Origin of the sequence: Variovorax rhizosphaerae, assembly GCF_037889975.1 — a bacterium.
GTDB lineage: Bacteria > Pseudomonadota > Gammaproteobacteria > Burkholderiales > Burkholderiaceae_C > Variovorax > Variovorax rhizosphaerae.
In genome coordinates, this window is record NZ_JBBKZT010000021.1 from 21,696 (window position 1) to 46,083 (window position 24,388).

Consider the following 24,388-nt stretch of genomic DNA (forward strand, 5'->3'; position numbering starts at 1 on the left):
GGGGGCACGGCTGCGTCGCCGCGCGGGCATCGTCAGCCCGGGACTTCGTGATTGGTGACGAACTCTTCCGGCACCTTCGGACCCCACGCGTAGAACGAGTCTTCCGGCGGATGGTCCGCCGAGGTCCAGTCGAAGTCGCCGGGCACGTAGTCGATGTCGAAGGAGTACTCCGCGTAGCTGCCCCACGGGTCGCGCACGTAGTAGAAATAGTTGGAACCCAGCACGTGCCGGCCCACGCCCCAGCCCTGGGTATGGCCGGCCGTGAGCATCTGCTCCATGCCGCGCCCCACGTCGTCGATGCTGCCGACATCCCAGCTCGAGTGATGCAGGCCGGGGCCGTTCGACTTGGCCATCGCGATCAGGTGATGGTCGCTGCCGTGCACGCCATGCAGGAACACGATGATGTCCGCGGAGCTGTCCGAGACGCGCAGTCCCAGCGCTTTCTCATAGAAGTCGGCCGCCGCCTTGACGTCGGGCGAGAACAGCAACACGTGCGAAAGGCGCCGCGGATGCACCTTCGGAATGCGCGAGCGTGCGAGCGATGCACCCGTGCCCACCGGCACCGGTTCCGGCACGATGGGTGTGCTGCGCACGTCCGCCATGCTCTTCGGCCCCACCACGACCTGCACCGGAAAACCATCCGGATGCATGAGCCAGAGGCCTTCGTCATTGCCCAGCGGATGCGGCGCGCAGCGCGGGATCTTCAGTTCGTCGACGCGCGCGGCGATGGCGTCGAAGTCCTCGGCAAAACAGGCAAAGCGCAGGTACTGCAACTTCTTCGGACCCGGCGCCTGGAAGATCGATCCCCAGGTGTGCGGATGGCCGCAGGTGCGCAGGTCCAGCTGGCCGTTGGTGCGCCGCAGCTGAAGGCCGAAGGCATCGTAGAAGCGCACCGCGACATCGAGGTCCGGCACGGTGAAAACGAAGCAGTCCAGCGAATGAACGCCATGAACGTTTGCGCGCCCTGCGTCCTTGCGGGTGCGTAGCTGAAGTCCTGTCATTGGCCTCTTCCCGGTGGCTTGGCGCGCACCATGAACGAAAACAATTTGGTTACCGATTCAAACTATATCGACGGGACGTTTTTTGACGAATAGGGTTAACAATTAGCAACAGTCATGTTGGCGCAGGCAGCGCAAGCGTGCTGGCATTTCGCAGGCGTCGGGCGCCCTATCCTTGTCGTCCACTGACACAATGCGCTCACTGTCACATGCAAGGAGCTATAGAAGATGAAACTGAAACGCCTCGCCTCTCTCGGACTTGTCCTTCCCCTGCTGTTGGGAGCATGCAGTTCCATGACGGGCCCCAGCGGCTCGACGAACAACGGCACCAACGCCTCGTCCTCGCTCACGCCAGCGCAGGTCGCCGAGAAGCGCGCCACCATCCTCGCCATGCGCGACAAGACGCTGGAGCAACTCTTCGCACACAAGCCCGAAGCCCGCGACGAACTGGAGAAGGCCGTCGGCTACGCGGTGTTCGACTCCTCGCAAATGAACATCGTGATGCTGGTCACTGCCAAGGGCACCGGCGTGATGGTCGACAACGCGACGAAGAAGGCCACCTACATGCTCGCCGGACGTGCCGGCACGGGCCCGGGCCTCGGCTACAAGGACTTCCGGCAAGTCCTGATCTTCAAGAACCGGGAAGTGTTCGACCAGTTCCTGAAGGTCGGCGCCGACGTCACCGCATCGGCCGACGCAACGGTGAAGCTCAAGCCCGGCGGCACTTCCGTCGGCATGGCCGAATCGTTCAACCCCTTCATCGCGACCTACAGCTTCACCGATTCGGGCCTGCTGCTGCAGGCCAACTGGGGTGGTGGGGGCTACCTGCCGGATTCGCAGTTGAACCAGCAGCCGTAGTGCGCGGCCTCGCCGAGGTCCGGTGATCTCCTTTGGGCTGCGCCGACCATGGCGCGCTCGGGCGCATCCAATTTCATTTTCCGGGATGATGTGCGCTCTTGAATCGGAGACACCATGAAGAAAAGAGCCCTCCGCGGCACCGCGGCTTGCTTGGCTTTGGCAGCATTGTTCGGTTGCGCCTCGCCCGCATTGCAGGTCACCGAGGTCGGCAGTTTCCATGTGGGCGGCCGGGCCGTGACGCTCTCGGGCCTGCCGGAAAAGGAACTGACCTTCACGCCGGGTGCGCCGCCGCTCAAGCTCAATCCGAATGGCGACTTCGAGGTCGAGTCGCTTTACGCGCGCTACACGCGACTGGCCAATCCCAAGGCGAAGTACCCCCTGCTGCTGTGGCACGGCGGCGGCCTGGCCGGCACCACCTTCGAGACCAAGCCCGACGGCAAGCCCGGCTGGGAGAGCTACTTCCTGCACGCCGGCTACGACGTCTATGTGAGCGACGCGGTCGAGCGCGGTCGCGCCTCATGGGCGCGCTACCCCGAGATCTTCAAGAGCGAGCCCTTCTTCCGCCCGAAGAAGGAAGCCTGGGAGCTGTTCCGCATCGGCGACACCGATTCGTACAACACCGATCCCACGCAGCGCACGGCCTTGCCGGGCACACAGTTCCCGATCGCCGCCTTCGACCAGTTCACCAAGCAGTCGATCCCGCGCTGGGGCACCAACGATGCGGCGACGCAGGCGGCCTACGACGCGTACGTCGACAAGGTCTGTCCTTGCGTGATCGTGGTGCACAGCCAGGGCGGCAACTTCGCGTTCAACTCTGCCCTCCGGTACCCCGACAAGGTGAAGGCGCTGGTCGCTGTGGAGACGTCGGGCTCTCCGAATCCGGACACCTTCGACTTCGCGCGCGTCAAGGGCGTGCCGATGCTCTGGGTGTGGGGCGACAACCTCGGCAAGTTCCCGTTTTGGGGCCGCATCTCGGCGGCACAGGACAAGTTCCGCGGCAACCTGATCGCGGCGGGTGGCATCGGCGACCGCATCGTGCTGCCCGATCTCGGCATCAAGGGCAACACGCACATGCTGATGATGGATCGCAACTCCGACCAGGTCGCCGGGTTGATCGACCAATGGCTGGTCAAGCAGGGCATCAAGCAGTAGGCGCAACGCCACGGCCTGCAGGAATCCCGGGACATGAGCACCCCAGCGCAGATGGATGACACAGATCGACAACTCCTCGCGCTGCTGCGCGACGACGCACGCATGTCCACGGTTGCGCTCGCGAAGAAGCTGCGTGTTGCCCGCGCAACCGTGCAGAACCGGATCGCCAAGCTGGAAGCGGGCGGGATCATTGTTGGCTACACGGTTCGATTGCGCCCTGAAGCGCAGCCCCACCGCATTCGCGCCATCATGGGCATCGCGATCGAGGGAAATTGCGGCGAGGAAGTCAGCCGCGCCTTGCGTGGCAATCCCAATGTGACAACCCTGCATACCACCAACGGTCGGTGGGATTTGATGGCAGAGATCGCGGCGGACACCCTGGAAGCGTTCGAGCGCGTGCTGGTTTCGATCCGCGCCATGGACGGGATTTCGATGACGGAGACGAGCATCCTGCTCGCCACTCGCAAGCTCTAATTCCACCCTTGGTCCCGGTCCTGGCAGATTGCCATCCCGGGCAATCTTTCTGAATCAAACGGGGCTGCGTCCTGACAGATTGATGGGTTCAATCTGGCGGGCACGAGCGGGATACTTTTCCCTCCTCAATCACGCTACAGCTTTCTCGATGATCAACCGTTTCAGTCCCGACACCGCCCTCTTGCTGATCGACGTGCAAAAGGGCGTCAACGACCTTACCCATTGGGGTGGCCCCACCGGCCGGCGCAACAACCCGCAGGCCGAGCAGCGCATCAAGGAACTGCTCGAAGCGTGGCGTTCAGCCGGCCTTCCCGTGATCTATACGCAGCATGACTCCCGGCAAGCGGTGTCGCCGTTGAAACTGGATCAACCTGGCGGGGCCTTCATCGATGAACTGATTCCGCGCGCCGACGAACTGGTCGTGTGGAAGGACGTCAACAGCGCTTTCGTCGGAACTCGCCTCGAGCTTGAACTTCACCGGCGGGCCATCCGGCGCCTGGTGGTCGTGGGCTTCTTCACCAATTTTTGCGTCGAGACCAGCGTGCGCATGGCGGGGAACATGGGCTTCGACACCTATCTGGTCCCGGACGCGTGTTCCACCACGAACCGCGTCGGCTTCGACGGAGTGGATCGCGACCCGGAAACGCTGCATGCAGCGTCGGTCACCAGCCTCCATGGCGAGTTCTGCACGGCGCTTGCGCCGCACGACGCCTTGAGCCTGGTGGCAGGCGACCGGCCTGAGCTTCGCCGCAGTCAAGGCAACGAATAGGCGCAGCGGGTGCAGCGGGGCGCGCCGGGTGCAGCGGGCGCACCGGGTGCAGCGGGCGCACCGGAAAGCATCGGGAAGCACCGGAAAGCATCGGGAAGTACGGGAAGTAATGCGAGCGCCGCAAGGCGCCCAGCGGCGTCCCCTCCCGGCTTCACTCTGGCATCCCGCTGCAGGCGAACGGGCGTGCTGCAGTTGCCTGCAGCACGCCCGGTTGATCAAGCAATCGCCACGCTCAAGCCGTCACAGCAGACGCCAGCTTCGGCACCGCCTCGATCAGCTTCTGCGTGTAGGCGTTCTGCGGATCGCCCAGCACGCGGTGCGTCTCGCCATACTCCACCACTGCACCGCGCTGCATCACCGCGATGTGGTCGCACATCTGGCCGGCCACGCGCAGGTCGTGCGTGATGAACACCATCGCGAGCTTGAACTGATCGCGCACCTGGGCGAACAGTTCCAGCACCTGCGCCTGCACCGACACGTCCAGCGCGGACACCGGCTCGTCGGCCACCAGCAGTTCGGGCCGCATCGCCAACGCACGGGCGATGCCGATGCGCTGTCGCTGGCCGCCGGAGAACTCGTGCGGGTAGCGCTCCGCGGCGTCCGCGCCGAGGCCGACGAGCTTCAGCAACGCCGCGGTGCGCTCCATCGCTTCGGACTTGCTCACGCCCTGCGCGATCGGTCCACCCGCGATGGCCGCGCCGACGCGGTGCCGCGGATTGAGCGATGCATACGGGTCCTGGAACACCATCTGGATCTTGCCGCCCGCCTGGCGCCGGAACTCCGAGCCCTTCGACAGGCTGCGTCCGTTGAACAGGATCTGCCCGGTGTCGAAAGGCGCCAGCCCGACCAGGCAACGGCCGACGCTGGATTTGCCCGAGCCGGATTCACCGACGATGCCCAGCGTCTCGCCACGCCGCAGGTTGAAGTTGATGTTGCGGGCCGCCTGCACCGAGCGCCCCTTCTTGAAGAGCCCGTTGCCCGTCTTGTAGGTCTTGCACAGATCCACCACCTTCAGCACCTCGGCCACCTCGCCGCCAGGCGTGACGCGTTCGGCAATGCCCGTGGGAATGGCCGCGATCAGCTTGCGCGTGTAGGGATGCTTCGGTGAATCCAGCACCTCGCGCGCAGGGCCGGACTCGACCATCGTGCCCATCTGCATGACGACCACATGGTCCGCGATCTCGGACACCACGCCGAAGTCATGCGTGATGAACAGCACCGCCGTGCCGCGCCGCTCCTGCAGCTCGCGCATCAGCTTCAGGATCTGCGCCTGCGTGGTCACGTCCAGCGCGGTGGTCGGCTCGTCGCAGATCAGCAGCACCGGTTCCAGCACCAGTGCGCAGGCGATCATCACGCGCTGGCGCTGGCCGCCGGAGAGGCGGAACGGGTAGCTGTCGATCAGCAGCTCCGGGTCCGGCAAGCCCACATCGGCCAGCGCCGCGAGGATGCGGCGCCGCTTCTCCGCCGCGGGCACGTTGCCGTGCGCGTCGAACACCTCGCCGATCTGGTCGCCGATGCGCATCACCGGGTTCAGCGCCGTCATCGGCTCCTGGAACACCATGCCGATACGACGCCCGCGCAGCTCGCGCATCTGGTCCTCGGTCAGCTTCAGCAGGTCGACGCCGTCGAACAGGATCTGTCCCGCCACGGGCTGCACATCCGGCTTGGGCAGCAGGCCCATCACCGAATTGGCGATCATCGATTTGCCGGAACCGGACTCGCCGACCACGCACAGCGTCTGGCCCGGCATCACCGACAGGCTCGCCTCGGTCACGGCCAGCGCGCGGTCGGCACCCTTGGGCAGCGAGATGCTGAGCCCGATCACGTCGAGCACGGGTTGCAGGCCCGGCATGCTTGGTTTGCCGCTCATTTGCTCCTCCCGTCGAGCCGCGAGTTGAGCCCGTCGTTGAGCCCCTCGCCCACCAGGTTGAGGGCCAGCACCGTCAGCACGATCGCCACGCCCGGAAACACCGCCATCCACCAGGCCTGGCGCAACACCGTGCGCGCCGCGCCGACCATGTAGCCCCAGCTCATCTGGTTGGGATCGCCCAGCCCGAGGAAGCTCAGGCTCGACTCCAGCAGGATGGCCGTCGCGACCATCAGCGAGGCCATCACGATGATGGGCGACATGGCGTTGGGCAGGATCTGCGTCAGCATGATGCGCGGCGTCGATTCCCCGGCCAGCAAGGCGGCCTGCACGAAGTCGCGCTGCCGAAGCGTCAGGAACTCGCCGCGCACCAGCCGCGCCACCGGCGGCCAGGAAACGATCGCGATCGCCGAGACGATCGAGTAGATCGAAGGCTGGAAGATCGCGACCAGCACGATGGCCAAGGCAAAGCTCGGCACCGACTGGAACAGTTCGGTGAAGCGCATCAGCCCCGCATCGACCCAACCGCCGAAGTAGCCGGCCAACGCACCCACCGTCACGCCGATGAGCAGCGCCACGACAGTGGACACCAGTCCGACCAGCAGGGAGATGCGCGCCCCGTAGAGCACGCCCGACAGGATGTCGCGACCCAGCGCATCGGTGCCCAGCGCGAAGCCAGGCTCGGTCCACGGGTGCAGGAACGGTTGCTGCACCATGGCCCACGGATCGTTCTCGGTGAACGCCGGTCCGATACCCGCGACCACTGCCACCAGCAGCAGCACGGCCAGCCCGATCACTGCGCCCTTGTTGCGGCGGAAGCGCCGCCAGAATGCACTTTGCATTTCAGTTCTCCATGACGCAGATGCGATTTCCGTGACACACGAACAAGGGGTGAACAGGGCGGCCTGTTCGGGAGCAACCGCGGAACCGGCTCTGCCGGGCCGCTGGTTGCGCCCCCTTGAGGGGGAGGCGCCGCAGGCGCTTCGGGGGTGGTCTCATTTCTAGATCTCGATACGTGGATCGACCAGCGTGTACACGAGGTCGGTGATGAGGTTGAACAGCACGGCCATCGCGGCCGTCACAAGGAACACGCCCAGCAGCAGGCTGTAGTCGCGCTGCAGCAGCGCATCGAACATCAGGCGGCCGATGCCGGGCCAGGCGAACACCGTCTCCGCCAGCACCGCCCCGCCAATCAGGCCGCCGGCCTGGATGCCCGCCAGCGTGACCACCGGCAGCAAGGCGTTGCGCAGCACGTGCGCACGCAGGATGCGATTGGGCCGCACGCCCTTGGCGCGCGCGGTCTTCACGAAGTCCATCTGCGCCACTTCCAGCATCGAGGCCCGTGTCATCCGCGCATACACCGCCATGTAGAACAAGGCCAGTGTGAGCGAAGGCAGCACCAGGTGCTTCGCGATGTCCAGCGGCAGCGCGAAGCCAGTCAAGCCCGAGCCCACAGTGCTGAAGCCGAAGCCCGGCAGCCAGCCGAACTGCACGCTGAACACCAGCACCGCCATCAACGCCAGCCAATAAGGTGGCATCGCGTAGAAGACCAGCGCCACCACGGTGATGGCACTGTCCACCCACGTACCGACCTTCCGCGCGGACAGCGCCCCGAGCGTCACCCCGAACAGCAGCGACAGCACGAAGGCGCTGCCCGTCAGCATCAAGGTGGCGGGCAAGCGGTCCAGGATGAGGTCAAGCACCGGTTGCTGCTGCCGGTAGGAGAAGCCCAGGTCCAGGTGCAGCACCTTGCCGACATAGGTGGCCAGTTGCGTGGTCATCGGCTGGTCGAGCCCGAACTGCTCGCGCAGTTGTGCGATGAACTGCGGGTCGGAAGCGCCGGCCTCGCCCGCCAGCACCGAGGCCGGGTCGCCCGGCGCGGCGCGCACCAGCATGAAGTTGACGATGGCGATCAGCAACAGTGCCATCATCCCCTGCAGAACGCGCGTAAGCAGGAATTGCACGCGCTTCATTTCCGGCCTCCATCAGGCCGTGGGTGTGACCACCGTGCCATCACGAAACGGACGCGCCGCCCAGGCTGTCGTTGAGGCCCACACCCGAGCTGATGAAGTTCTTGACCTTGGTGCGGTAGAGCGTCGGGAAGTTGATCTCGTAGAGCCACGCCACCGGCACCTCTTCCACCAGCAGCTTCTGCAATTCCAGGTAGATGGCCTTGCGCTTCTCGGTATCGATTTCCTTGGCGCCACTGTCCCACAGCGCGTCGGCCTTCGGGTTGCTGTAGCCCCCGACGTTGTTGAAGGGCGAGCCCTTGGCAATGTTGCTGGAGGTGAAGTTGCGCGCCACGCCGATCGCCGGATCTCCGTACTGGTAGCCGAAGGTGAAGGCCAGGTCGAAGTCCCAGTCGCCGAGCTTCTGGTTCCAGCCGGCCACGTCGGTGGCTGCCGTCTCGATCTTGATGCCGGCCTGGGTCAGGTGCTGCCGCACCATCTCGGCCGTGCGGCTCCAGGTCTCGCCATAGGGAAGGGGCAGCAGGCGGATCGTCTCGCCCTTGTAGCCGGCCTCGGCCAGCAGCTTCTTGGCGGTGTCGAGGTTGCGCGGGTACTTCGCAACGTCGGCGCTGTTGGCGAACTTGATGTTGCTGTTGAACGGACCGGTCGCGGGCTTGGCGAATCCCTGCCATGCCACCTTGCACAGCGCGTCGCGGTCGATCGCGTGCATCAGTGCCTGGCGGAACTTGATGCTGTTCATTGGCGCCTTGCGGTTGTTGACCCACAACCACGATTGCGGCGCGAAGAACTCCCAGCCCTTGAGGGTCACGGCGCAGCCCGGCAGCTTGGCCAGCCGCTGCACGTCGAAGTATTCGACCGCGCCGCCCGGCACCAGGTCGATCTTGCCGGACTCGAAGGCCGCGGCACGCGCGCCCGCATCCGGGATGATGTGGAAGTAGACGCTGTCGACCAGCGGCTGGTCCTTCACGTGGTACTTGTCGTTGGCCACCAGGTGGATGAACGAGCCCTTGACCCATTCCTTGAACTTGAAGGGACCGGTGCCGATCGGCGTGGCGTTCGCGGGGTTGGTGGCGAACTCCGTGCCTTCGTAGATGTGCTTGGGCACCATCGGCATGGCGGCCGCATCGAAGATGTAGATGAAGGGCGCGAAGGCGTACTTGAGCTTGAACTCCACCGTGAGCGGATCGATCGCCTTGATGCTTTCCACGGCTGCCAGGTTGTTGCGCAGGCGCGCATGGGTCTTGCGCAGGAACACGTCGGCGGAGAACACCACGTCCGCCGAGGTGAAGGGCTTGCCGTCATGCCAGGTGACGCCGGGCTTGAGCTTGAAGGTGTAGACCGTGCCTTCCTTGTTCGAAGCCCACGACGCGGCCAGTGCCGGCATCGGGTTGACCTTCTCGTCGTAGCGCAGCAGGCCTTCGTAGATGTTGCTGGCGACCAGCGCGGCAGGTCCGTTCTGGTGGATGCCGAGCATGAGGCCGGGCGGCTCGGGTTGCACCACCGCATTGATCACGCCGGACCTGCCGGCTGCAAGCAGGTGCAGCGGAACGCCAGCGAGCGTGATGCCGGCCGTGGCGGCACCGAGTTTGATGAGATTGCGTCGTTGCATGGGAAAGTCCTCCTTGGGGCTCGTTGTGGTTTGTCTCTGATTCTGAAGTGAAAGCATCTATGCGCCTCTGTGGTTTCTTGCTCGCTCGCCGAATGACCGGGCAAGCCGTACGAAATAGCGAACGCCAACCGGGATGAGTTCGTCATTGAACTCATAGCTGGCGTTGTGAAGTTCGCAGGGGCCTGGCGCCCTGCCGTCGATGACCTGGTCGGCTGCGCCATTGCCGATGAAGGCATAGCAACCCGCCTTGGCCTGCAGCATGAAAGAGAAGTCCTCCGAAGCCATCGTCGGCTCGCAAGGGAAGATGACGTTCTGGGCGCCGACGACCTGCGTGGCGACCTGGGCGGCATAGTCCGCTTCGAAGGCGTCATTGACGGTCGGCGGGTAGCTCCGGAAGAAGCTGCTTTCTGCAGTGCAGCCGAAGGAGGCCGCTGCCGCGCGTGCGACCTCGTCGATGCGCTTCTCGATCGCGTCCGTGACAGCGCCGTCGAAGGTGCGCACCGCGCCGCTGAGCCATGCCGCGCCGGGCACGATGCCATCGGAATTGCCCGAATGGATCTGCGTCACCGACACCACCGCGCTGTCGATCGGCCGCAAGCGCCGCGAGACGATGGTCTGCAGCGATAGCGCGATCTGCGACGCGGCCAGCAGGGCATCGGCTCCGTTGTGCGGCATGGCCGCGTGGCACGCGGTCCCTTGCACCTGCACCTTGAAGAGGTTGCTCGACGCCATCAACCCACCGGGGCGCAACGCGATGCTGCCCTGCGGCAGGCCCGGCCAGTTGTGTACGCCGAAGACCGCGTCCACCGGGAAGCGCTCGAACAACCCGTTTTCGATCATGGCCCGGGCGCCAGCACCGCCCTCTTCCGCCGGCTGGAAGATGAAGTGCACGGTGCCGCTGAATTCGTCGCGATGCGCGGCCAGGTAGCGCGCGGCGCCGAGCAGCATCGCCATGTGGCCGTCATGTCCGCACGCATGCATGACGCCGTCGTTGTGCGAGCGGTGCGCGAAGGTGTTGGCCTCTTGGATCGGCAATGCGTCCATATCGGCGCGCAGGCCGATGGACGTGGTGCCGGGACGGCCGGTGAGCGTGCCGACGAGGCCGGTCCTGCCGATGCCGCGCGTGACTTCGACACCCCAGGATTCGAGCGCTTCGCTGACGACTTGTGCGGTCTCATGAACCTCATAGCCGAGCTCGGCGCAGGCATGAAGGCGGCGGCGCAGTTCGCGCACCGGCCCTTCATCGATGACTTCGTGGACATGGCTCATGGGGGGCAGGCTTTCCTTCGAAGTGCTGGAGGGATCAGGCCAATGCCGCCTGGGCGGAGACCTTGGCTTTCACCTCCGTCGCCCCGGCTTCCGACGGGGCCTGCCGCACCAGCGAATAAAGGTTCTTGGGGTCGGCGAGCGTAGGAACCAGGTTTAACTCATGTCCCACGCCATGCCGCTGGCCCAGGTCGCGCAGATAGCGCAACGCGGAGAAGTCTTCCAGCGCAAAGCCCACCGAATCGAACACCGTGACCTCCTGCTCGCTGGTCCGGCCCGGCTGCGCACCGGAAACGATCTGGTGGAACTCGGTCACCGGGAAGTTCGCCGGCATCTGCTGGATGTCGCCCTCGATCCGCGTCTGCGGTTCGTACTCGACGACGACGCGTGCGAGGCGCAGGACGTCGGGATGCAGTTCGGTCTTGCCGGGGCAGTCGCCGCCGACCGCGTTGATGTGCATGCCCGGCTCCACCATTTCAGGGCGCAGGATGGTGGCGTTGGTCTTGTCCGCGGTGACGGTCGTAACGATGTCGGCGCCCAGCACGGCCTGCTCGGCGGTCCTGGCAATCGTGACTTCGAGGTCCGGGAAAGCAGCGAGATTGCGCTTGAGCTTTTCCGAGGCCTCGAGGTCGGTGTCGTACAGGCGGAGCTCACGAATGCCGAGCATCGAATGGAACGCGATCGCCTGGAACTCGCTCTGCGAGCCGTTGCCGATCATGGCCATGGTGCGCGAGGACTTGCGCGCCAGGCGGCTGGCAGCCAGTGCGGACATGGCGGCGGTGCGGATCGCGGTCAGCAGCGTCATCTCGCTGAGCAGCAAGGGAAAGCCGGTTCCGACATCGGCGAGCACGCCGAAAGCCATCACCGTGGGCAGCGCGTTGAATGTGTTCTGCGGATGTCCGTTGACGTACTTGAAGGCATAGAGCGCCTCGTTGGCCGTCGGCATGAGTTCGATGACGCCCACGGTCGAATGGCTTGCCACGCGCGCGGACTTGTCGAAGTTCTCCCAGTCGCGGTAGTCGGATTCGATGTAGCCGGCCATGGCGCCGATCATCTGGGGAAGACCTTCGCGCCTGACGATTTCCGCGACATCCTGAACGTCGATGTATTGAGTCATATCTGATGGGTAGTGGGTTGGGGTTCGGAGGGTTGGAGCCGCTCAGCCGCGCGCTTCAAAGCCCTGCAAGACGTTGACGGCGTTGATGCCGATTTCATCCACCATGTAGCCCCCTTCCATCGCGAAGAGCGTGGGGACTTGAATGGCGGCGATCTGCTCGCCGAGCCTGAAGAAGTCATCGGACTTCAACAGGAAATGGCTGATGGGATCGTTCTCGAAGGTGTCGACGCCCAGCGAGACGACCAGCAGATCCGGGGCGTGTGCAGCGACCGCCTGGCACGCGGCCTTCAATGCCTCGGTGTACGCGGCCCAATCGGTGCCTCGGGCGAGCGGAAGGTTGACGTTGAAGCCCGTGCCGCCGTTGCAACCGCGCTCGTCGGCATTGCCGCTGAAGTACGGATACGACACCGACGGGTCGCCGTGAAGGGAGACGGTGAGCACATCCGAGCGCTCATAGAAGATGTCCTGCGTGCCGTTGCCATGGTGGAAATCGACATCGAGGACGGCGACGCGCCTGGCGCCCTTGGCCAAGGCATGGGATGCCGCGATGGCCGCGTTGTTCAGGTAGCAATAGCCGCCCATGTACTCGCGGCCTGCATGGTGTCCCGGCGGCCGGCAAAGCGCGAATGCACTGCGTGCACCTTCGAGCACGACTTCGGCCCCGGTCAGCGCGAGGTTGGCGCTTTCCGCGACCGCGTTCCAGGTGTGGGCCGTGATCGGCGCGCCGGCGTCCATGGAGAAGTAGCCCAGCTTGCCTTCGATGACCGAAGGCTCGATGTCGTCGCGCATGTTGCGCACGGGCCAGACCAGCGGCAGCGCGTCGGAGGTGCGCCCGCCCGCGCTCCAGTGTTGCCAGGCGGTCGACAGGAACTGCACATAGCGTTCGCTGTGCGCGCCGATGTATTTCTCGGCGCCGAACGACCGGCACCCGATGACATCGCCCAGGCCGACCGCGCGCACGCGGCGAAGGATGGTGTCCGCCCGACCCGGTTCTTCAAAGGAAGGCGTCAGCGCGCCATCCTTGAGTTCCTTGCCGTGGTGCAAATGGTGTGAAGAACTGAAAACGGTAAGCATCGTTGCCCTCTGTTGAGAGACAAAATCTTATCGCTTCATACTTGCAAAAACATTGCTATTTCGACGAGATTGCCTATGATTTTTGGACGTTTCAACCACATAAGAATCCGTATGAAGAAAAATCGCCCTTTGCCACCTTTGGATGACATTGACCTTGCAATGCTCGATCTGTTGCAGGCCGATGGCGCCATCTCGAACGCGGCCCTTGGAGAGAAGCTGTCGCTGAGCGTCACGCCCTGCTGGCGTCGGCGCAAGCGCCTGCAGGACGAGGGCGTGATCAAGGACTACCAGGCGAATCTCGACCGGCGCATGCTGGGGCTCGATGTGCTGGCCTTCGTGCAGATCCAGTTCGGCATGCATGCGGACGATGCGCCGGACAAGTTCGAGAAGGCCATGATGTTGCTGCCCGAGGTGCTCTCATGCCACAAGATCACGGGCGATGCGGACTACCTTCTGCAGATCCTCGCGACCGACCTCGATGCGTACAGCGAGTTCGTGGAGCAGGTGTTTCGCAAGCAGCGGGGGGTGACCTCGATCAAGTCGAGCTTGTCGCTGCGGGAGGTGAAGGCTTCGGCGCGCATTCCCGTACCCAAGCCCTGAGGCGCCAAGCGACGCCATCGGTGGACGCCGTCCAGTGACCAGGCGCTTCAGGGAAGCTTGACTTTCAGCCGCCGCATATGAACGGCGAGGGGTCCGATGCGGTTCAGCACCGCCGGCAAGCGAGCCATCACGTGGCGCCAGCGACAGCGATCGAGCGGTCCTGGGGCTTGGCCACGGAGCTCCCCACGCGATGCATCAGGGGCAGCAGTTCCAGCAGGTAGGGCCGCGTTGGCCGCTCCCACCTGCGATGGATCGCCTGGTACAACAAATCGACCTGATCGGCGACGCTGCAGCCGAAGGTCTCGAAGAAGCCGGCGTGTTCGTTGATGAGGTCGGTACGTCCCAGCAACACAACGCTCAAGTCCGTCGGAATCTCGATGCCCCGCCCGGACAACAAGTCCCGGAACCTGTTGCCGTCCTCGATGCCCCAGCACACCAGTGCGCTGAAGGGAAGCTGCCCCGCCGCATCCTGCCTGGTCTTGATGAGGTCGACGAGGGCGGCTTCGTAGTCCTCGTAGGACAGCTTGGGCACAGCCAGCGTCTGCAAATCCAGCTGGGGTTGGGCATTGCGCAGTTGAGCCCAGCGCTTGAGCCCCAACTGGTTGGCGAGGAAAGGGTGTGCCGTGGTGGCATAGGCGATGCGCTGGTGCCCGCGCCTCTGCAAGAGATCCGTGGCCGCGGCCAGGGGCTCGCCCCATTCGATGCCCACGGCGTCCACATCGAGCCCCGCGAGCACGGCTCCATCCACTGCCAGCACGGAAGCCTTGTCTCGCAAGGTCGCCAGCATGCGGATCGTGATGGTCTCAAACATCGACTGGATCAGGCACGCGTCGAAGGAAGGCAGCCCGCGCAGCACCTCGTGTGCATGCTCGGAGTCGGTGTAGGACACCTCCAGCACCCGATGCCCCGCATCCGTGAAGCGGCGCTGCAGACCCTGGATGAGGGCTCGACTGCGCTGGAGGCTGACCGTGCGATGCAACAGCAGGACGGACCGGTTGGCAGGCAATGCGACGGCTTGTCGCTCGACGCGGGCTTCGCTGGCCTGGAAAAAAGTACCGCGCCCGACTTCCGATGAGATCGCCCCTCGTTCGCGAAGCGCATCGAAAGCACGCGTCACGATCGCCTGGGACACGCCGAAGCGCCGCATGAGGTCACGAATGCTCGGCAACCGATCCCCGGTCTCGGCATCTCGCGCCAGTTCGTCGAGATATCGGTGAAGCGCTGAAGGTGTATCTGCCATCAATACATTACACCATACGGTGCTTTCTAACGTTGACGGCCAGCCCGTTCGATGGCGTCGTCGACCAGCTCTGCGCAGGCGCCCACATAGTTCTGAGGCGTCAGGGCCTCCGCCCAGTTCTCCGGCAATTGGTGCGCGGCCAGCAGCGGATGCTGCTCGATGGCGGCGATGTACGGAATGCGTTCCGTTTGCGCGCGCTGCGCGGCGTCGTACAAGAGCTGGTGCGCCTCGTGGCGGCCCATCGTTTGGGCCAATCGCATCATCAGGGCCTCGGAGGCGATGAGTCCGTTCGACACGTCCAGGTTTCGCAGCATCGCGTCCGGGTTCACCACCAGGCCCCGGCTCAATCCGGCCAGCGTCTCGGCAACCGACACGCCGATGATCGCGATCTCCGGCAGCAACGCCTCGCAAAGATTGGTGGCCGAGGAATCGCCCTCGTCCAGGCGCACCATGGACGCCAGCATGGCCGGGATGCGGGCGCGCAGCAGGCGGGTCAGGCTGGTGAGCAAGAGTGCCGTGGCCGGGTTGCGCTTCTGCGCCATCGTGGAACTGCCCACTTTGCCCAGGTGAAAGGCCTCGCTGACTTCGCCGATTTCCGTGCGCTGCATGAAGACCACGTCCTGCGCGATCTTCTCGACGGTGCCCATGAGCAGGCCCAGGGCTGAAACATAGTCATTGACCCGGTCATAGGACGATCGCATCGCCATGCCGGCGGGCTGCAGGCCCAGGCGCGCGGCCATGCCGGCCTCGACCGCCCGACCCAGGGGGCCGCAGGCAGCGTAGGTGCCGATGGCGCCGCCCATCGAAGCGACGAAAGAATCCTTGCAGCGCTCGGCCAGGCGACGCCGGTCACGGTCGAGTTCGTCGACCCATGCGGCGACCTTGAACCCGAAGGTCATCGGCAGTGCGTGCTGGCCGTGCGTGCGGCCCGCCTGGGCCGTGTGCTTGTGCCGGGCCGCCAGCGCGCACAGTGCTTCGATGGCGGCATCCAGGTGCCCTGTCAAAAGCGTGTGCGTCTTCATCATCTGCAGTGACGAAGCCGTGTCGAAGATGTTCTGCGTGGTCGCGCCCCAGTGGATGAAGCCGGCCGCGGGTTCGCCGCACAGGGCCTCGAACTGATGCAGCACCGGCACGAACGGGTGCTGGGCAAAGGCGATGTCGCTTGACAGCCGTTCGAGGTCGAACAGGCCGGCATCCGCCTTGGCTTCGATGCGCCGGGCGGCTTCCAGCGGGACCAGCCCCACCTCGGCCTGCGCATTTGCCAGCGCGACTTCCACGTCGAGCCAGGCCTGCAACGTGGCGACGTCGCTCCAGGCTTCCTTGGCTTCGCTGTTGAACCAATGTCGTGTGACGAAGGACTCGAACATTCCGATGTGCATGCTGTCTCCGATGCTTGCTTTGCTGGTGGGGGCCCACGCATGGCGCCTGTGGATGAGGTCCGCGAGCGGGGTCGGTTGGTAAATCTTAACATATTGCATTGCTACAATGCATATTGTTCGAATACACTTCGCTCACCCGACCACGATTCGAGCCCTGAACCCCTCAAGGAGACAAAGACAATGCGTTCCAGCCCCGAGATCCAACCGCAACAGCTTTTCCCACGGTCTTCAGCACCTTCCTGCGCGCCAGTTCGGTCAGTGCGCTCCATGTTCCTGTTGCTGGTGGCCGCGGCATGCGCGATGGGCACGGCGCAAGCGCAGACGGAGAAGCCGATCACCATGATCGTGGGCTACTCCGCCGGCGGCAGTTCCGACAGCGTGGCCCGCGTGACGGCGACGGCGCTGTCCACGGCGCTCAAGCGCCAGGTGATCGTCGAGAACCTGCCCGGGGCCAGTGGCATCCTCGCCGCGAACAAGGCCGCCAACGGCCCTGCCGACGGCAGCATCATCTATCTGGGCGGCAGCGACACGATCCTGACGCCCATGGTCAACCCGCATGCCAAGCTGGACTGGGAGAAGGCGTTGATTCCCGTGGGACGGATCGCCACCAGTCCGCTGATCTTCGCGGTGCACAAGAAGTCGCCCTACAACACCCTGCCGGACTTGATTGAAGGCCTGCGAAAGAAAGACAAGACGGCGTTCAACTATGCGGTGCCGGGCATCGGCACTTCGCAACACATCTATGGCTCGATCATCAGCCTTCGCTACAAGGTCTCGATGACGCCCATCCCCTATCGCGGTGGCGCCCAGATCGTGACCGACCTCGCGGGGGAGCAAGTCGACGGTGCGGTGCTGGCGCTTTCCACGGCCCTGCCCTTCCTCAAGGACGGCACCATCAAGGCGCTGTCCGTTTCCGATGCGCCGCGGCCTCCACAGCTTCCGCAGGTCAAGTCCATCAGTGAGGAAAAGGATTTCAGCGATGTCTCGCTGCCGATCTGGCAAGGGCTGTTCCTGAAGGCTGGTACACCGCCGGCCACTGTTGCCGCCTACGAGCAGGCCCTGGCGCAGGCACTGGAAAGCCCGGACTTGCGCAAGAAGCTCTCCGATGCGGGCTTTGCCGTTGCATCCCTCGATGGCGCGGGGCTGCGCACATTCATGAAGTCACAAGCGGCGCTTTATCGCGACGTCGTCAAGACGCTGAAGATCACCACCGAATGATGAGTCGGCGGCCGGCCGCAAGACTCGAGACCGCAACGCGCGGATCACCACTTGAACAAATGCCGCGCGCGCCTTCGCGCTTGCCGCTGCGACCTTTCCCACCGGGTCATTTTCACAACCAGGGAGACTTGAAATGAAAGCAACTTTGGCCGCGCTGGCCACGCTGGCGGTCGCAGGTACGGCTTCGGCGCAATCGAGCCTGACGCTGTTCGGCGTGATGGATGCGGGCATCAGCTACTACGAAACGAAGAGCAATCGCTACACGAACAATCCGCTCATGGCGGCGCCTCTGTTCGCTCCTGACAACGTGACACGAAGCAAGTGGGCGATGTCGACGGGCGGCAACTCCGGCAGTCGCCTGGGATTCCGGGGCACGGAGGATCTGGGCGGCGGGCTCGCTGCCAGTTTCTGGCTGGAAGCCGCGCTGGCCAACGACACCGGACTGGGCACCGCCCCCGGTGGCATCATCGGCTTCAATCGCCGCTCGACCTTGAGCCTGTCGGGCGGCTTCGGCGAGATCCGCCTGGGCCGTGACTTCACGCCGATCTACACCAACGATCTCATCGCCGATCCATGGGTCAACAGCGGGGTGGGTGCGACCTTGTTCGGCTCCCTCGGCGCCAATCTCGCAACCCTGCGCGGCCCCGGCTCCCCCGTCGCCGCAAGTGACCACTACACCCGCGCCAGCAACAGCATCGGCTACTTCCTGCCGCCAGGCCTTGGCGGCTTCTATGGGCAGCTGATGTACGGGCTGCCTGAGACCGTCAAGCTCAGCAATGCGCCGCAAGCACCATCATCGACCGGCCGCTATTTCGGTGGTCGCTTCGGCTACGCCCGCGGCCCGGTGGATGTGGCGATCGCCTATGGGTCCAGCCAGGCTGCGGACGGGCTTGTCGCCGCGGCCCTGGTCAACAACAAGATCGACATCGCCAGCGTCATTGCCACCTATGACTTCGGCCCGCTCAAGTTGTACGGCGAACTGATGCAGACGCAGGACAAGCGCGAATCGACCAGCATCAGCGCCATCACGCGGATCAAGGACAAGTACAAGGGCGGCCTGATCGGCGTGACCGTACCCGTCGGCCCGGGACAGTTTCGTGCGACGTATGCGAAGGTCAAGTTCGACACCGGCGCCGAAGTCGCCCCGCTGTCGGTCGGTTCCACCGACATGGATGCGTCGTCCCAGAAACTGGCGCTCGGCTATGTGTACAACCTGTCGAAGAGGACCGCGTTCTACGCCACCGTTGCCAAGGTACAGATCAAGGACGGCCAGAACAATCCGGTCGTCATGGGCAGCACCACGGGCGGCGGCCTGACCTACCTGTCGACCGGGGCCGGCGTGCAGGGCTATGCGCCGCGCTCGTCGATGGGCTATGACTTCGGGTTCCGGCACGCGTTCTGATACAGGGCGTCCGGAATCTTCCGGATGAACGCATCGCGCGTGGCCATCTCCGGGATCGCAACTGGGCGCCTGCTGAATCACCTCGGCCACGGCCTGCGGTTCCGGTGCGGCAGGCCGCTGTGATGGCGCAAGCGCGGCGCCTGGTCCGGTCCTGCGTGAAGCTCGCGCTTGCAGCAAACAAAGCGCTCGCGCACGGCGGCTGAACGGGACTTGTCCCCGGCAATTTCCGTCCGCTCCTTGCGGTTTGGACCCCGGTCAGTGCCGAGGCGAAAGGTGAATGCCGGCCATCATGCAGCGCACAGATCCACCGGCCATTTCGATCGTCGGCACCGCCAACGGGACCAAATGCGCAGTGCGCGCGATGCGGGCTTTCTGATCGGTCGTCAGGCTGTCACAGGCACGTCGGGACAACGCGAGGATGCGCCCGTCCCGACCCGAGAGTTCGATCGCGTTGCCGGCGAACTCCGCGATCTGTGCATGGCTCAACGCGATGATCTCTCGGCCAGACTGCTCCAGACGAGACCGCACTTCACTCGCACGGCGCGGGTCGCTGATCGTGTCCATGCCGATCAAGGCGAACTCCGTGGCAACGCACATCAACACGTTGGTGTGGTAGATCGGCTGGCCGGCGGCGTCTGCCGTGTCGAACCACATCGGCTCGTAGTTGAAGTGCGTGCTGAAGCGCTCCAATAGCACCGGGTCGGCGCGCTTGGACCGCGCCGTATACGCGACACGCTCGAGGTGATCGAACACCATGGCGCCGATGCCTTCAAGGAACAGCTCGTCCTGCTCCAGGCCGGAATAGTCGATCACGTCCTGCACGCGGTACTCCGCCTTGAGCATCTCGATCACATCGCTGCGCCGCTCGCGGCGGCGGTTGGGCGAGAACATCGAGTAGATCGCGACATGCCCGCCCGGATGCGTGGAGAACCAGTTGTTCGGGAACACCGAATCGGGCGTTTCGCGTTCGCCCAGGTCATCGAACAGGTGCACACGCACGCCCTCGGCCCGAAGCCGCTCGGCGGCGGCGGTGACCTCGCGACAGGCGGACTCGGCAACAGCCCGGGCCTGGTCGCGCGCGGCGACTTTCTGGAAAGCGTTATCGGCAGCGGTTTCCGCGTTGGGCGTGAACTTGTGCGGCCGCACCATCACGACGGCACGCGGTGCCTGGACAGAGCAGATGGAGGGCATTGCAGCGGGCCTTTCCGGGGAATCTCGATGGAACAACGCCGCTCACGCCACGCGGCGCATATGTCCATTGACGTACTTGAACGCGTAGCGCTTGGCATTCGAAACCGGCATCAGCTCAATGACACCGATCTCCGAATGATTGGCCACCCGTGCGGACTTCTCGAAATCCGGCCAACGGATGAAGTCCTCCTGAATGGAGTCGGCAAGGTCACCTATGAACTGTGTGACACCGATCTCCTGCACCAGGCGGGACATCGTCGGGACGTCTACGAAGCGGGTCATGATTTCTCCTTGTCAGGGTTCGCTTGCAAGCTGCGACAGGAGAGATTGTTCCGACGTGCGGCGCCACTTTGAACCGTTCAACTTGTCATCTTTTTGCTTGGTACTTGCACTTTGCTCATTGCAAATTGCATTACGCCAGATGGACCATACCGGTCGTGGGCTGCGCAAGGCACGCTGACTGACAAGAAGCGCACGCGGGTAAAACCCGGCACGAGCCAGCGCCGCTTTGGATGCAGTCGCCGCGCCCGCATCCAGCGCGGGCTACCGGTCCCACGGCGCATCAAGACTCACGGGTTGCGCTCGCGGTTCAAGCGCAACGGGTTGAAGCGGGACCTGATCAAGGGCGACGCGAGCGCTTCATTTCGGATCTTGCGGTCGAATAAGCCGTGTCATGGATGAGCCAGCCCTGCAGGGCCGGGGCGTCGGGCCGTGTGGCGACGCCGGGCTGCCTCAGACGCCGCGGCTCTTCCGCATGGGTTTGGGTGCAGCTACGGACTTCTTGCCAGCCACAGGCCGACCCGAGCCGTTGTCCCGCGGCGGCAAGCCGGTGTGCTGCGTGAGCAGGCGGCCCTTGGTGACCGGCGACGACTTCACCTTCTCGGCCGACGCGCTGGAGTTGCTGCGCCGCGCGCTCGTGTAGCTGCCATCGGTCAGCGGCTGCCAGGTCGGGATCAGGTGGTGCTTGCCGTTGCCGATCAGATCGGAACGGCCCATGGCCTTCAGCGCGTCGCGCAGCAGCGGCCAGTTGTTGGCATCGTGGTAGCGCAGGAAGGCCTTGTGCAGGCGGCGGCGCTTGTCGCCGCGCACGATGTCCACCGTCTCGCTGTCGCGCGTGATCTTGCGCAGCGGGTTCTTGTTGGAGTGGTACATCGCCGTGGCCGTGGCCATCGGGCTCGGGTAGAAGGTCTGCACCTGGTCGGCACGGAAGCCGTTCTTCTTGAGCCAGACCGCGAGGTTCATCATGTCCTCGTCGCTGGTGCCCGGATGCGCGGCGATGAAGTACGGGATCAGGTACTGCTTCTTGCCGGCCTCGGCGCTGAACTTCTCGAACAGCTGCTTGAACTTGTCGTAGCTGCCGATGCCCGGCTTCATCATCTTGGTGAGCGGGCCCTGCTCGGTGTGCTCGGGCGCGATCTTGAGGTAACCGCCGACGTGGTGCTGCACCAGCTCTTTCACGTACTCGGGGCTCTGGACCGCGAGGTCGTAGCGCAGGCCGGAGCCGATCAGGATTTTCTTGATGCCCTTGAGCGCACGCGCACGGCGGTAGATCTTGATGAGCGGATCGTGGTTCGTGCCGAGGTTCTGGCAGATGCCCGGATAGACGCAGCTGGGCTTGCGGCAGGCGGCCTCGATCTCGGGCGACTTGCAGCCGAGGCGGTACATGTTGGCGGTCGGCCCGCCCAGGTCGGAGATGGTGCCGGTGAAGCCCTTGACCGAATCACGGATGGCCTCGACCTCCTTGATGATCGATTCTTCCGAGCGGCTCTGGATGATGCGGCCTTCGTGCTCGGTGATGGAGCAGAAGGTGCAGCCGCCGAAGCAGCCGCGCATGATGTTCACGCTGAAGCGGATCATTTCCCACGCGGGGATCTTGGTCGCGCCGTCGTGGCTGCCCTGCTCGTCGGCGTAGCGCGGGTGCGGGCTGCGGGCGTAGGGCAGGTCGAACACGTAGTCCATCTCGGCCGTGGTCAGCGGGATGGGCGGCGGGTTGATCCAGACGTCTCGCGCGGTCGTGCCTTCGCCGTGGGCTTGTACCAAGGCGCGGGCGTTACCGGGGTTGGTCTCCAGGTGCAGCACGCGGTTGGCGTGGGCGTAGAGGACCGGGTCGGAACGCACCTGTTCATAGGAAGGCAGGCGGATGACCGAGTGGTCGCGCGGCGGCACCTTGAGCCGGACGCGCGGATTCGGCACGAAATTGATCGGCTTGATCGCGGGGTTGGCCTGGTTGGCCACGTCGGCGACGGCTTGCGCCTCGTCTTCGCGCGCACAGGTCGCGCCGTTGGCCTTGGCCTGCTCCGACACCATGAGGTACGGGTTCACATGCGCCTCGACGCGCCCCGGCTCGTCCACGCTGGTCGAATCAATCTCGAACCAGCCTTCCGGCGTATCGCGCCGCACGAAGGCCGTGCCGCGCACATCGGTGATCTGCTGGATCGGCTCCTTGGCGGCCAGGCGATGCGCCACCTCGACAATCGCGCGCTCGGCATTGCCGTACAGCAGCAGGTCGCACTTGCTGTCCACCACGATCGAGCGGCGCACCTTGTCCGACCAGTAGTCGTAGTGCGCGATGCGGCGGAGCGACCCTTCGATGCCGCCGAGCACGATCGGCACGTCGTTCCAGGCTTCCTTGCAGCGCTGCGAATAGACGATGGCCGCGCGGTCAGGCCGCTTGCCGCCGACGTCGCCGGGCGTGTAGGCATCGTCGCTGCGGATCTTCCGGTCCGCCGTGTAGCGGTTGATCATCGAATCCATGTTGCCCGACGTCACGCCGAAGAACAGGTTCGGCTTGCCCAGCGCCTTGAAGGGCTCGGCGCTCTGCCAGTCGGGCTGCGCAATGATGCCGACGCGGAAGCCCTGCCCTTCCAGCATGCGGCCGATCACGGACATGCCGAAGCTCGGATGGTCGACGTAGGCGTCGCCGGTGACCACGATGATGTCGCAGCTGTCCCAGCCCAGCGCCTCCATCTCCTTGCGCGAGGTTGGCAGGAACTTGGCCGTGCCGAAGCGGGCCGCCCAGTACTTGCGGTAGCTGGTCAGCGGCTTGGCAGCACGATGGAAGAAGGAGACGTCGACAGGAGCGTTCATTGAAATGCGGGTTGGCGCATGCAACGCCATGTGGGCCCGGAGCGGGCAACCCGCCATTTTAGGGTTTCACCGTAGGTTTGTCGCCCTAAAGGCCATCCGGAACGTGCATCCGCCCTGTCATTTGATTGCTTTAGTCAATCAATTCATATGACAATGGCAATCATGAGCCTTTCCCAGACCCCGCCGGAAGCCGCCGCCGTGAAGGCTGTGCGGCAGTTCAATCGCTTCTACACCGCCCGCATCGGCGCCCTCGATCCCTACTTGGGCAGCGATATGTCGCTCACCGATGTGCGCGTGCTGTACGAGTTGGCGCACCGTGAAAAGCCCGTCGCCAGCGAGATCGGAAAGGCCCTGGGCCTGGACGCCGGCTACCTGAGCCGCATCCTGCGTCGCTTCGATTCGGCCGGCTGGCTGGCGCGCGCGCCGCACCCGGGCGACGCACGGCAGAGCCTGCTGGCGTTGACCGAGGCCGGACACGCAGTGTTCGCGCCGCTGCAGCAGAAGTCGCGCGACGAGGCCGCGCACCTGCTGGCGCCGCTGGCCGCCCCCGACCGGCAGAAGGTGGTCGACGCGATGAACACCGTCCAGGCCCTGCTCGACCCGGCCCGCGTGAGCGCGGTGAGGCCGGCGACCGCGGTCCTGCGAGATCCGGCGCCCGGCGACATCGGCTGGGTGGTGCAGCAGCACGGCGAGACCTACGCCCGCGAATACGGCTGGAACAGCGAATTCGAGGCACTCGTCGCCGAAATCGCCGCCGAGTACCTGCGCAAGTTCCAGCCCGAATGGGAGCGCTGCTGGATCGCGGACCTGAATGGCGAGCGCGTCGGCGCGGTCTTCGTGGTGCGCAAGTCGCCGACCACGGCGCAATTGCGAATGCTGATCCTCACGCCCCAGGCACGCGGCCTGGGCTTGGGGGCGAAACTCACCGACGAATGCATCGCCTTCGCGCGGCGCAAGGGCTACAGGAAGATGGTGCTGTGGACCAACAGTTGCCTGTCAGCGGCGCGTGGCATCTATGCGGCGCGCGGGTTCAAGCTGACGAAGTCGGAGCCGTACGAAGGCTTCGGGCAGCAGCTTGTCGGGGAGACGTGGGAGTTGAAGCTGTAGTGATGGCGAC

The 24,388-nt window shown here is 64.7% G+C and carries 20 protein-coding genes and 1 pseudogene; 8 read left to right on the forward strand and 13 right to left on the reverse strand.

What is annotated here, in order from left to right; genetic code table 11:
• Nucleotides 1-32: 32 nt before the first annotated feature.
• On the reverse strand, nt 33-1,001 hold the full coding sequence (locus WKW82_RS31910; RefSeq protein WP_340346851.1) for a VOC family protein: 969 nt from the start codon (nt 999-1,001) through the stop codon (nt 33-35).
• A 291-nt stretch (nt 1,002-1,292) separates the two neighbouring features.
• On the opposite strand from WKW82_RS31910, the gene WKW82_RS31915 reads away from it, so the two are divergent.
• The 4 genes from WKW82_RS31915 to WKW82_RS31930 all read left to right on the forward strand — a co-directional run bounded on the left by WKW82_RS31915 (nt 1,293) and on the right by WKW82_RS31930 (nt 4,251).
• On the forward strand, nt 1,293-1,856 hold the full coding sequence (locus WKW82_RS31915) for a lipid-binding SYLF domain-containing protein (RefSeq protein ID WP_340346852.1): 564 nt from the start codon (nt 1,293-1,295) through the stop codon (nt 1,854-1,856).
• 114 nt (nt 1,857-1,970) lie between these two features.
• A complete protein-coding gene (locus WKW82_RS31920) occupies nt 1,971-3,008 on the forward strand; it encodes an alpha/beta hydrolase (protein WP_340346853.1) in 1,038 nt (345 codons plus the stop codon).
• Between the two features lie 51 nt (nt 3,009-3,059).
• On the forward strand, nt 3,060-3,482 hold the full coding sequence (locus WKW82_RS31925; RefSeq protein ID WP_340346945.1) for an Lrp/AsnC family transcriptional regulator: 423 nt from the start codon (nt 3,060-3,062) through the stop codon (nt 3,480-3,482).
• Between the two features lie 82 nt (nt 3,483-3,564).
• The gene (locus WKW82_RS31930) at nt 3,565-4,251 is read left to right on the forward strand and encodes a cysteine hydrolase family protein (RefSeq protein WP_340346855.1); all 687 of its coding nucleotides are present in this window, start codon (nt 3,565-3,567) and stop codon (nt 4,249-4,251) included.
• A 232-nt stretch (nt 4,252-4,483) separates the two neighbouring features.
• Here the strand turns inward: WKW82_RS31930 and WKW82_RS31935 are convergent, their stop codons facing one another.
• From WKW82_RS31935 to WKW82_RS31965, 7 genes are all read right to left on the reverse strand, one after another.
• A complete protein-coding gene (locus tag WKW82_RS31935; RefSeq protein ID WP_340346856.1) occupies nt 4,484-6,121 on the reverse strand; it encodes an ABC transporter ATP-binding protein in 1,638 nt (545 codons plus the stop codon).
• Entirely contained in the window at nt 6,118-6,960 is an 843-nt protein-coding gene (locus tag WKW82_RS31940; RefSeq protein ID WP_340346858.1) for an ABC transporter permease, read from the reverse strand. The genes WKW82_RS31935 and WKW82_RS31940 overlap by 4 nt, the downstream gene beginning before the upstream one ends.
• A 159-nt stretch (nt 6,961-7,119) precedes the next feature.
• The gene (locus tag WKW82_RS31945; RefSeq protein WP_340346860.1) at nt 7,120-8,091 is read right to left on the reverse strand and encodes an ABC transporter permease; all 972 of its coding nucleotides are present in this window, start codon (nt 8,089-8,091) and stop codon (nt 7,120-7,122) included.
• Between the two features lie 40 nt (nt 8,092-8,131).
• Nucleotides 8,132-9,697 (reverse strand): ABC transporter substrate-binding protein, encoded by a 1,566-nt coding sequence (locus WKW82_RS31950; protein ID WP_340346861.1) that lies wholly within the window; start codon nt 9,695-9,697, stop codon nt 8,132-8,134.
• Between the two features lie 57 nt (nt 9,698-9,754).
• Nucleotides 9,755-10,966, reverse strand: coding sequence for a M20 aminoacylase family protein (locus WKW82_RS31955; RefSeq protein ID WP_340346863.1), 1,212 nt, complete (start codon nt 10,964-10,966; stop codon nt 9,755-9,757).
• Nucleotides 10,967-11,000: 34 nt separating this feature from the next.
• The gene (locus WKW82_RS31960) at nt 11,001-12,080 is read right to left on the reverse strand and encodes an ornithine cyclodeaminase (RefSeq protein ID WP_340346864.1); all 1,080 of its coding nucleotides are present in this window, start codon (nt 12,078-12,080) and stop codon (nt 11,001-11,003) included.
• Nucleotides 12,081-12,122: 42 nt separating this feature from the next.
• Nucleotides 12,123-13,154 carry a histone deacetylase family protein gene (locus WKW82_RS31965; protein WP_340346866.1) on the reverse strand — a complete coding sequence of 344 codons (1,032 nt, stop codon included), beginning with the start codon at nt 13,152-13,154 and terminating at the stop codon, nt 12,123-12,125.
• Between the two features lie 111 nt (nt 13,155-13,265).
• On the opposite strand from WKW82_RS31965, the gene WKW82_RS31970 reads away from it, so the two are divergent.
• Complete coding sequence (locus WKW82_RS31970; protein ID WP_340346867.1) at nt 13,266-13,754, forward strand: Lrp/AsnC family transcriptional regulator; 489 nt, start codon at nt 13,266-13,268, stop codon at nt 13,752-13,754.
• A gap of 127 nt (nt 13,755-13,881) precedes the next feature.
• Here the strand turns inward: WKW82_RS31970 and WKW82_RS31975 are convergent, their stop codons facing one another.
• Together WKW82_RS31975 and WKW82_RS31980 are read right to left on the reverse strand one after the other, a co-directional pair.
• Nucleotides 13,882-14,994, reverse strand: a complete 1,113-nt coding sequence (locus tag WKW82_RS31975) for a GntR family transcriptional regulator (protein WP_340346869.1) — start codon at nt 14,992-14,994, stop codon at nt 13,882-13,884.
• Between the two features lie 26 nt (nt 14,995-15,020).
• Nucleotides 15,021-16,373 (reverse strand): class-II fumarase/aspartase family protein, encoded by a 1,353-nt coding sequence (locus tag WKW82_RS31980; RefSeq protein ID WP_340346871.1) that lies wholly within the window; start codon nt 16,371-16,373, stop codon nt 15,021-15,023.
• A gap of 267 nt (nt 16,374-16,640) precedes the next feature.
• Between WKW82_RS31980 and WKW82_RS31985 the strand changes: the two genes are divergently transcribed.
• Nucleotides 16,641-17,591 carry a Bug family tripartite tricarboxylate transporter substrate binding protein gene (locus WKW82_RS31985; protein WP_340346872.1) on the forward strand — a complete coding sequence of 317 codons (951 nt, stop codon included), beginning with the start codon at nt 16,641-16,643 and terminating at the stop codon, nt 17,589-17,591.
• Between the two features lie 133 nt (nt 17,592-17,724).
• Nucleotides 17,725-18,993 carry a porin gene (locus WKW82_RS31990; RefSeq protein ID WP_340346873.1) on the forward strand — a complete coding sequence of 423 codons (1,269 nt, stop codon included), beginning with the start codon at nt 17,725-17,727 and terminating at the stop codon, nt 18,991-18,993.
• Nucleotides 18,994-19,248: 255 nt separating this feature from the next.
• On the opposite strand, the gene ctlX is transcribed toward WKW82_RS31990, so the two are convergent.
• The 3 genes and pseudogenes from ctlX to WKW82_RS32005 form a co-directional block, all read right to left on the reverse strand.
• Nucleotides 19,249-20,184, reverse strand: a complete 936-nt coding sequence (ctlX, locus tag WKW82_RS31995) for a citrulline utilization hydrolase CtlX (protein ID WP_340346875.1) — start codon at nt 20,182-20,184, stop codon at nt 19,249-19,251.
• A gap of 60 nt (nt 20,185-20,244) precedes the next feature.
• Nucleotides 20,245-20,466: pseudogene (locus WKW82_RS32000) on the reverse strand (ornithine cyclodeaminase); the annotation flags it as partial.
• 450 nt (nt 20,467-20,916) lie between these two features.
• Nucleotides 20,917-23,271: a YgiQ family radical SAM protein gene (locus tag WKW82_RS32005; RefSeq protein WP_340346876.1), complete on the reverse strand. Its 2,355-nt coding sequence runs from the start codon at nt 23,269-23,271 to the stop codon at nt 20,917-20,919.
• 153 nt (nt 23,272-23,424) lie between these two features.
• Between WKW82_RS32005 and WKW82_RS32010 the strand changes: the two genes are divergently transcribed.
• Entirely contained in the window at nt 23,425-24,378 is a 954-nt protein-coding gene (locus WKW82_RS32010) for a bifunctional helix-turn-helix transcriptional regulator/GNAT family N-acetyltransferase (RefSeq protein ID WP_340346877.1), read from the forward strand.
• The last annotated feature ends 10 nt before the right edge of the window (nt 24,379-24,388 follow it).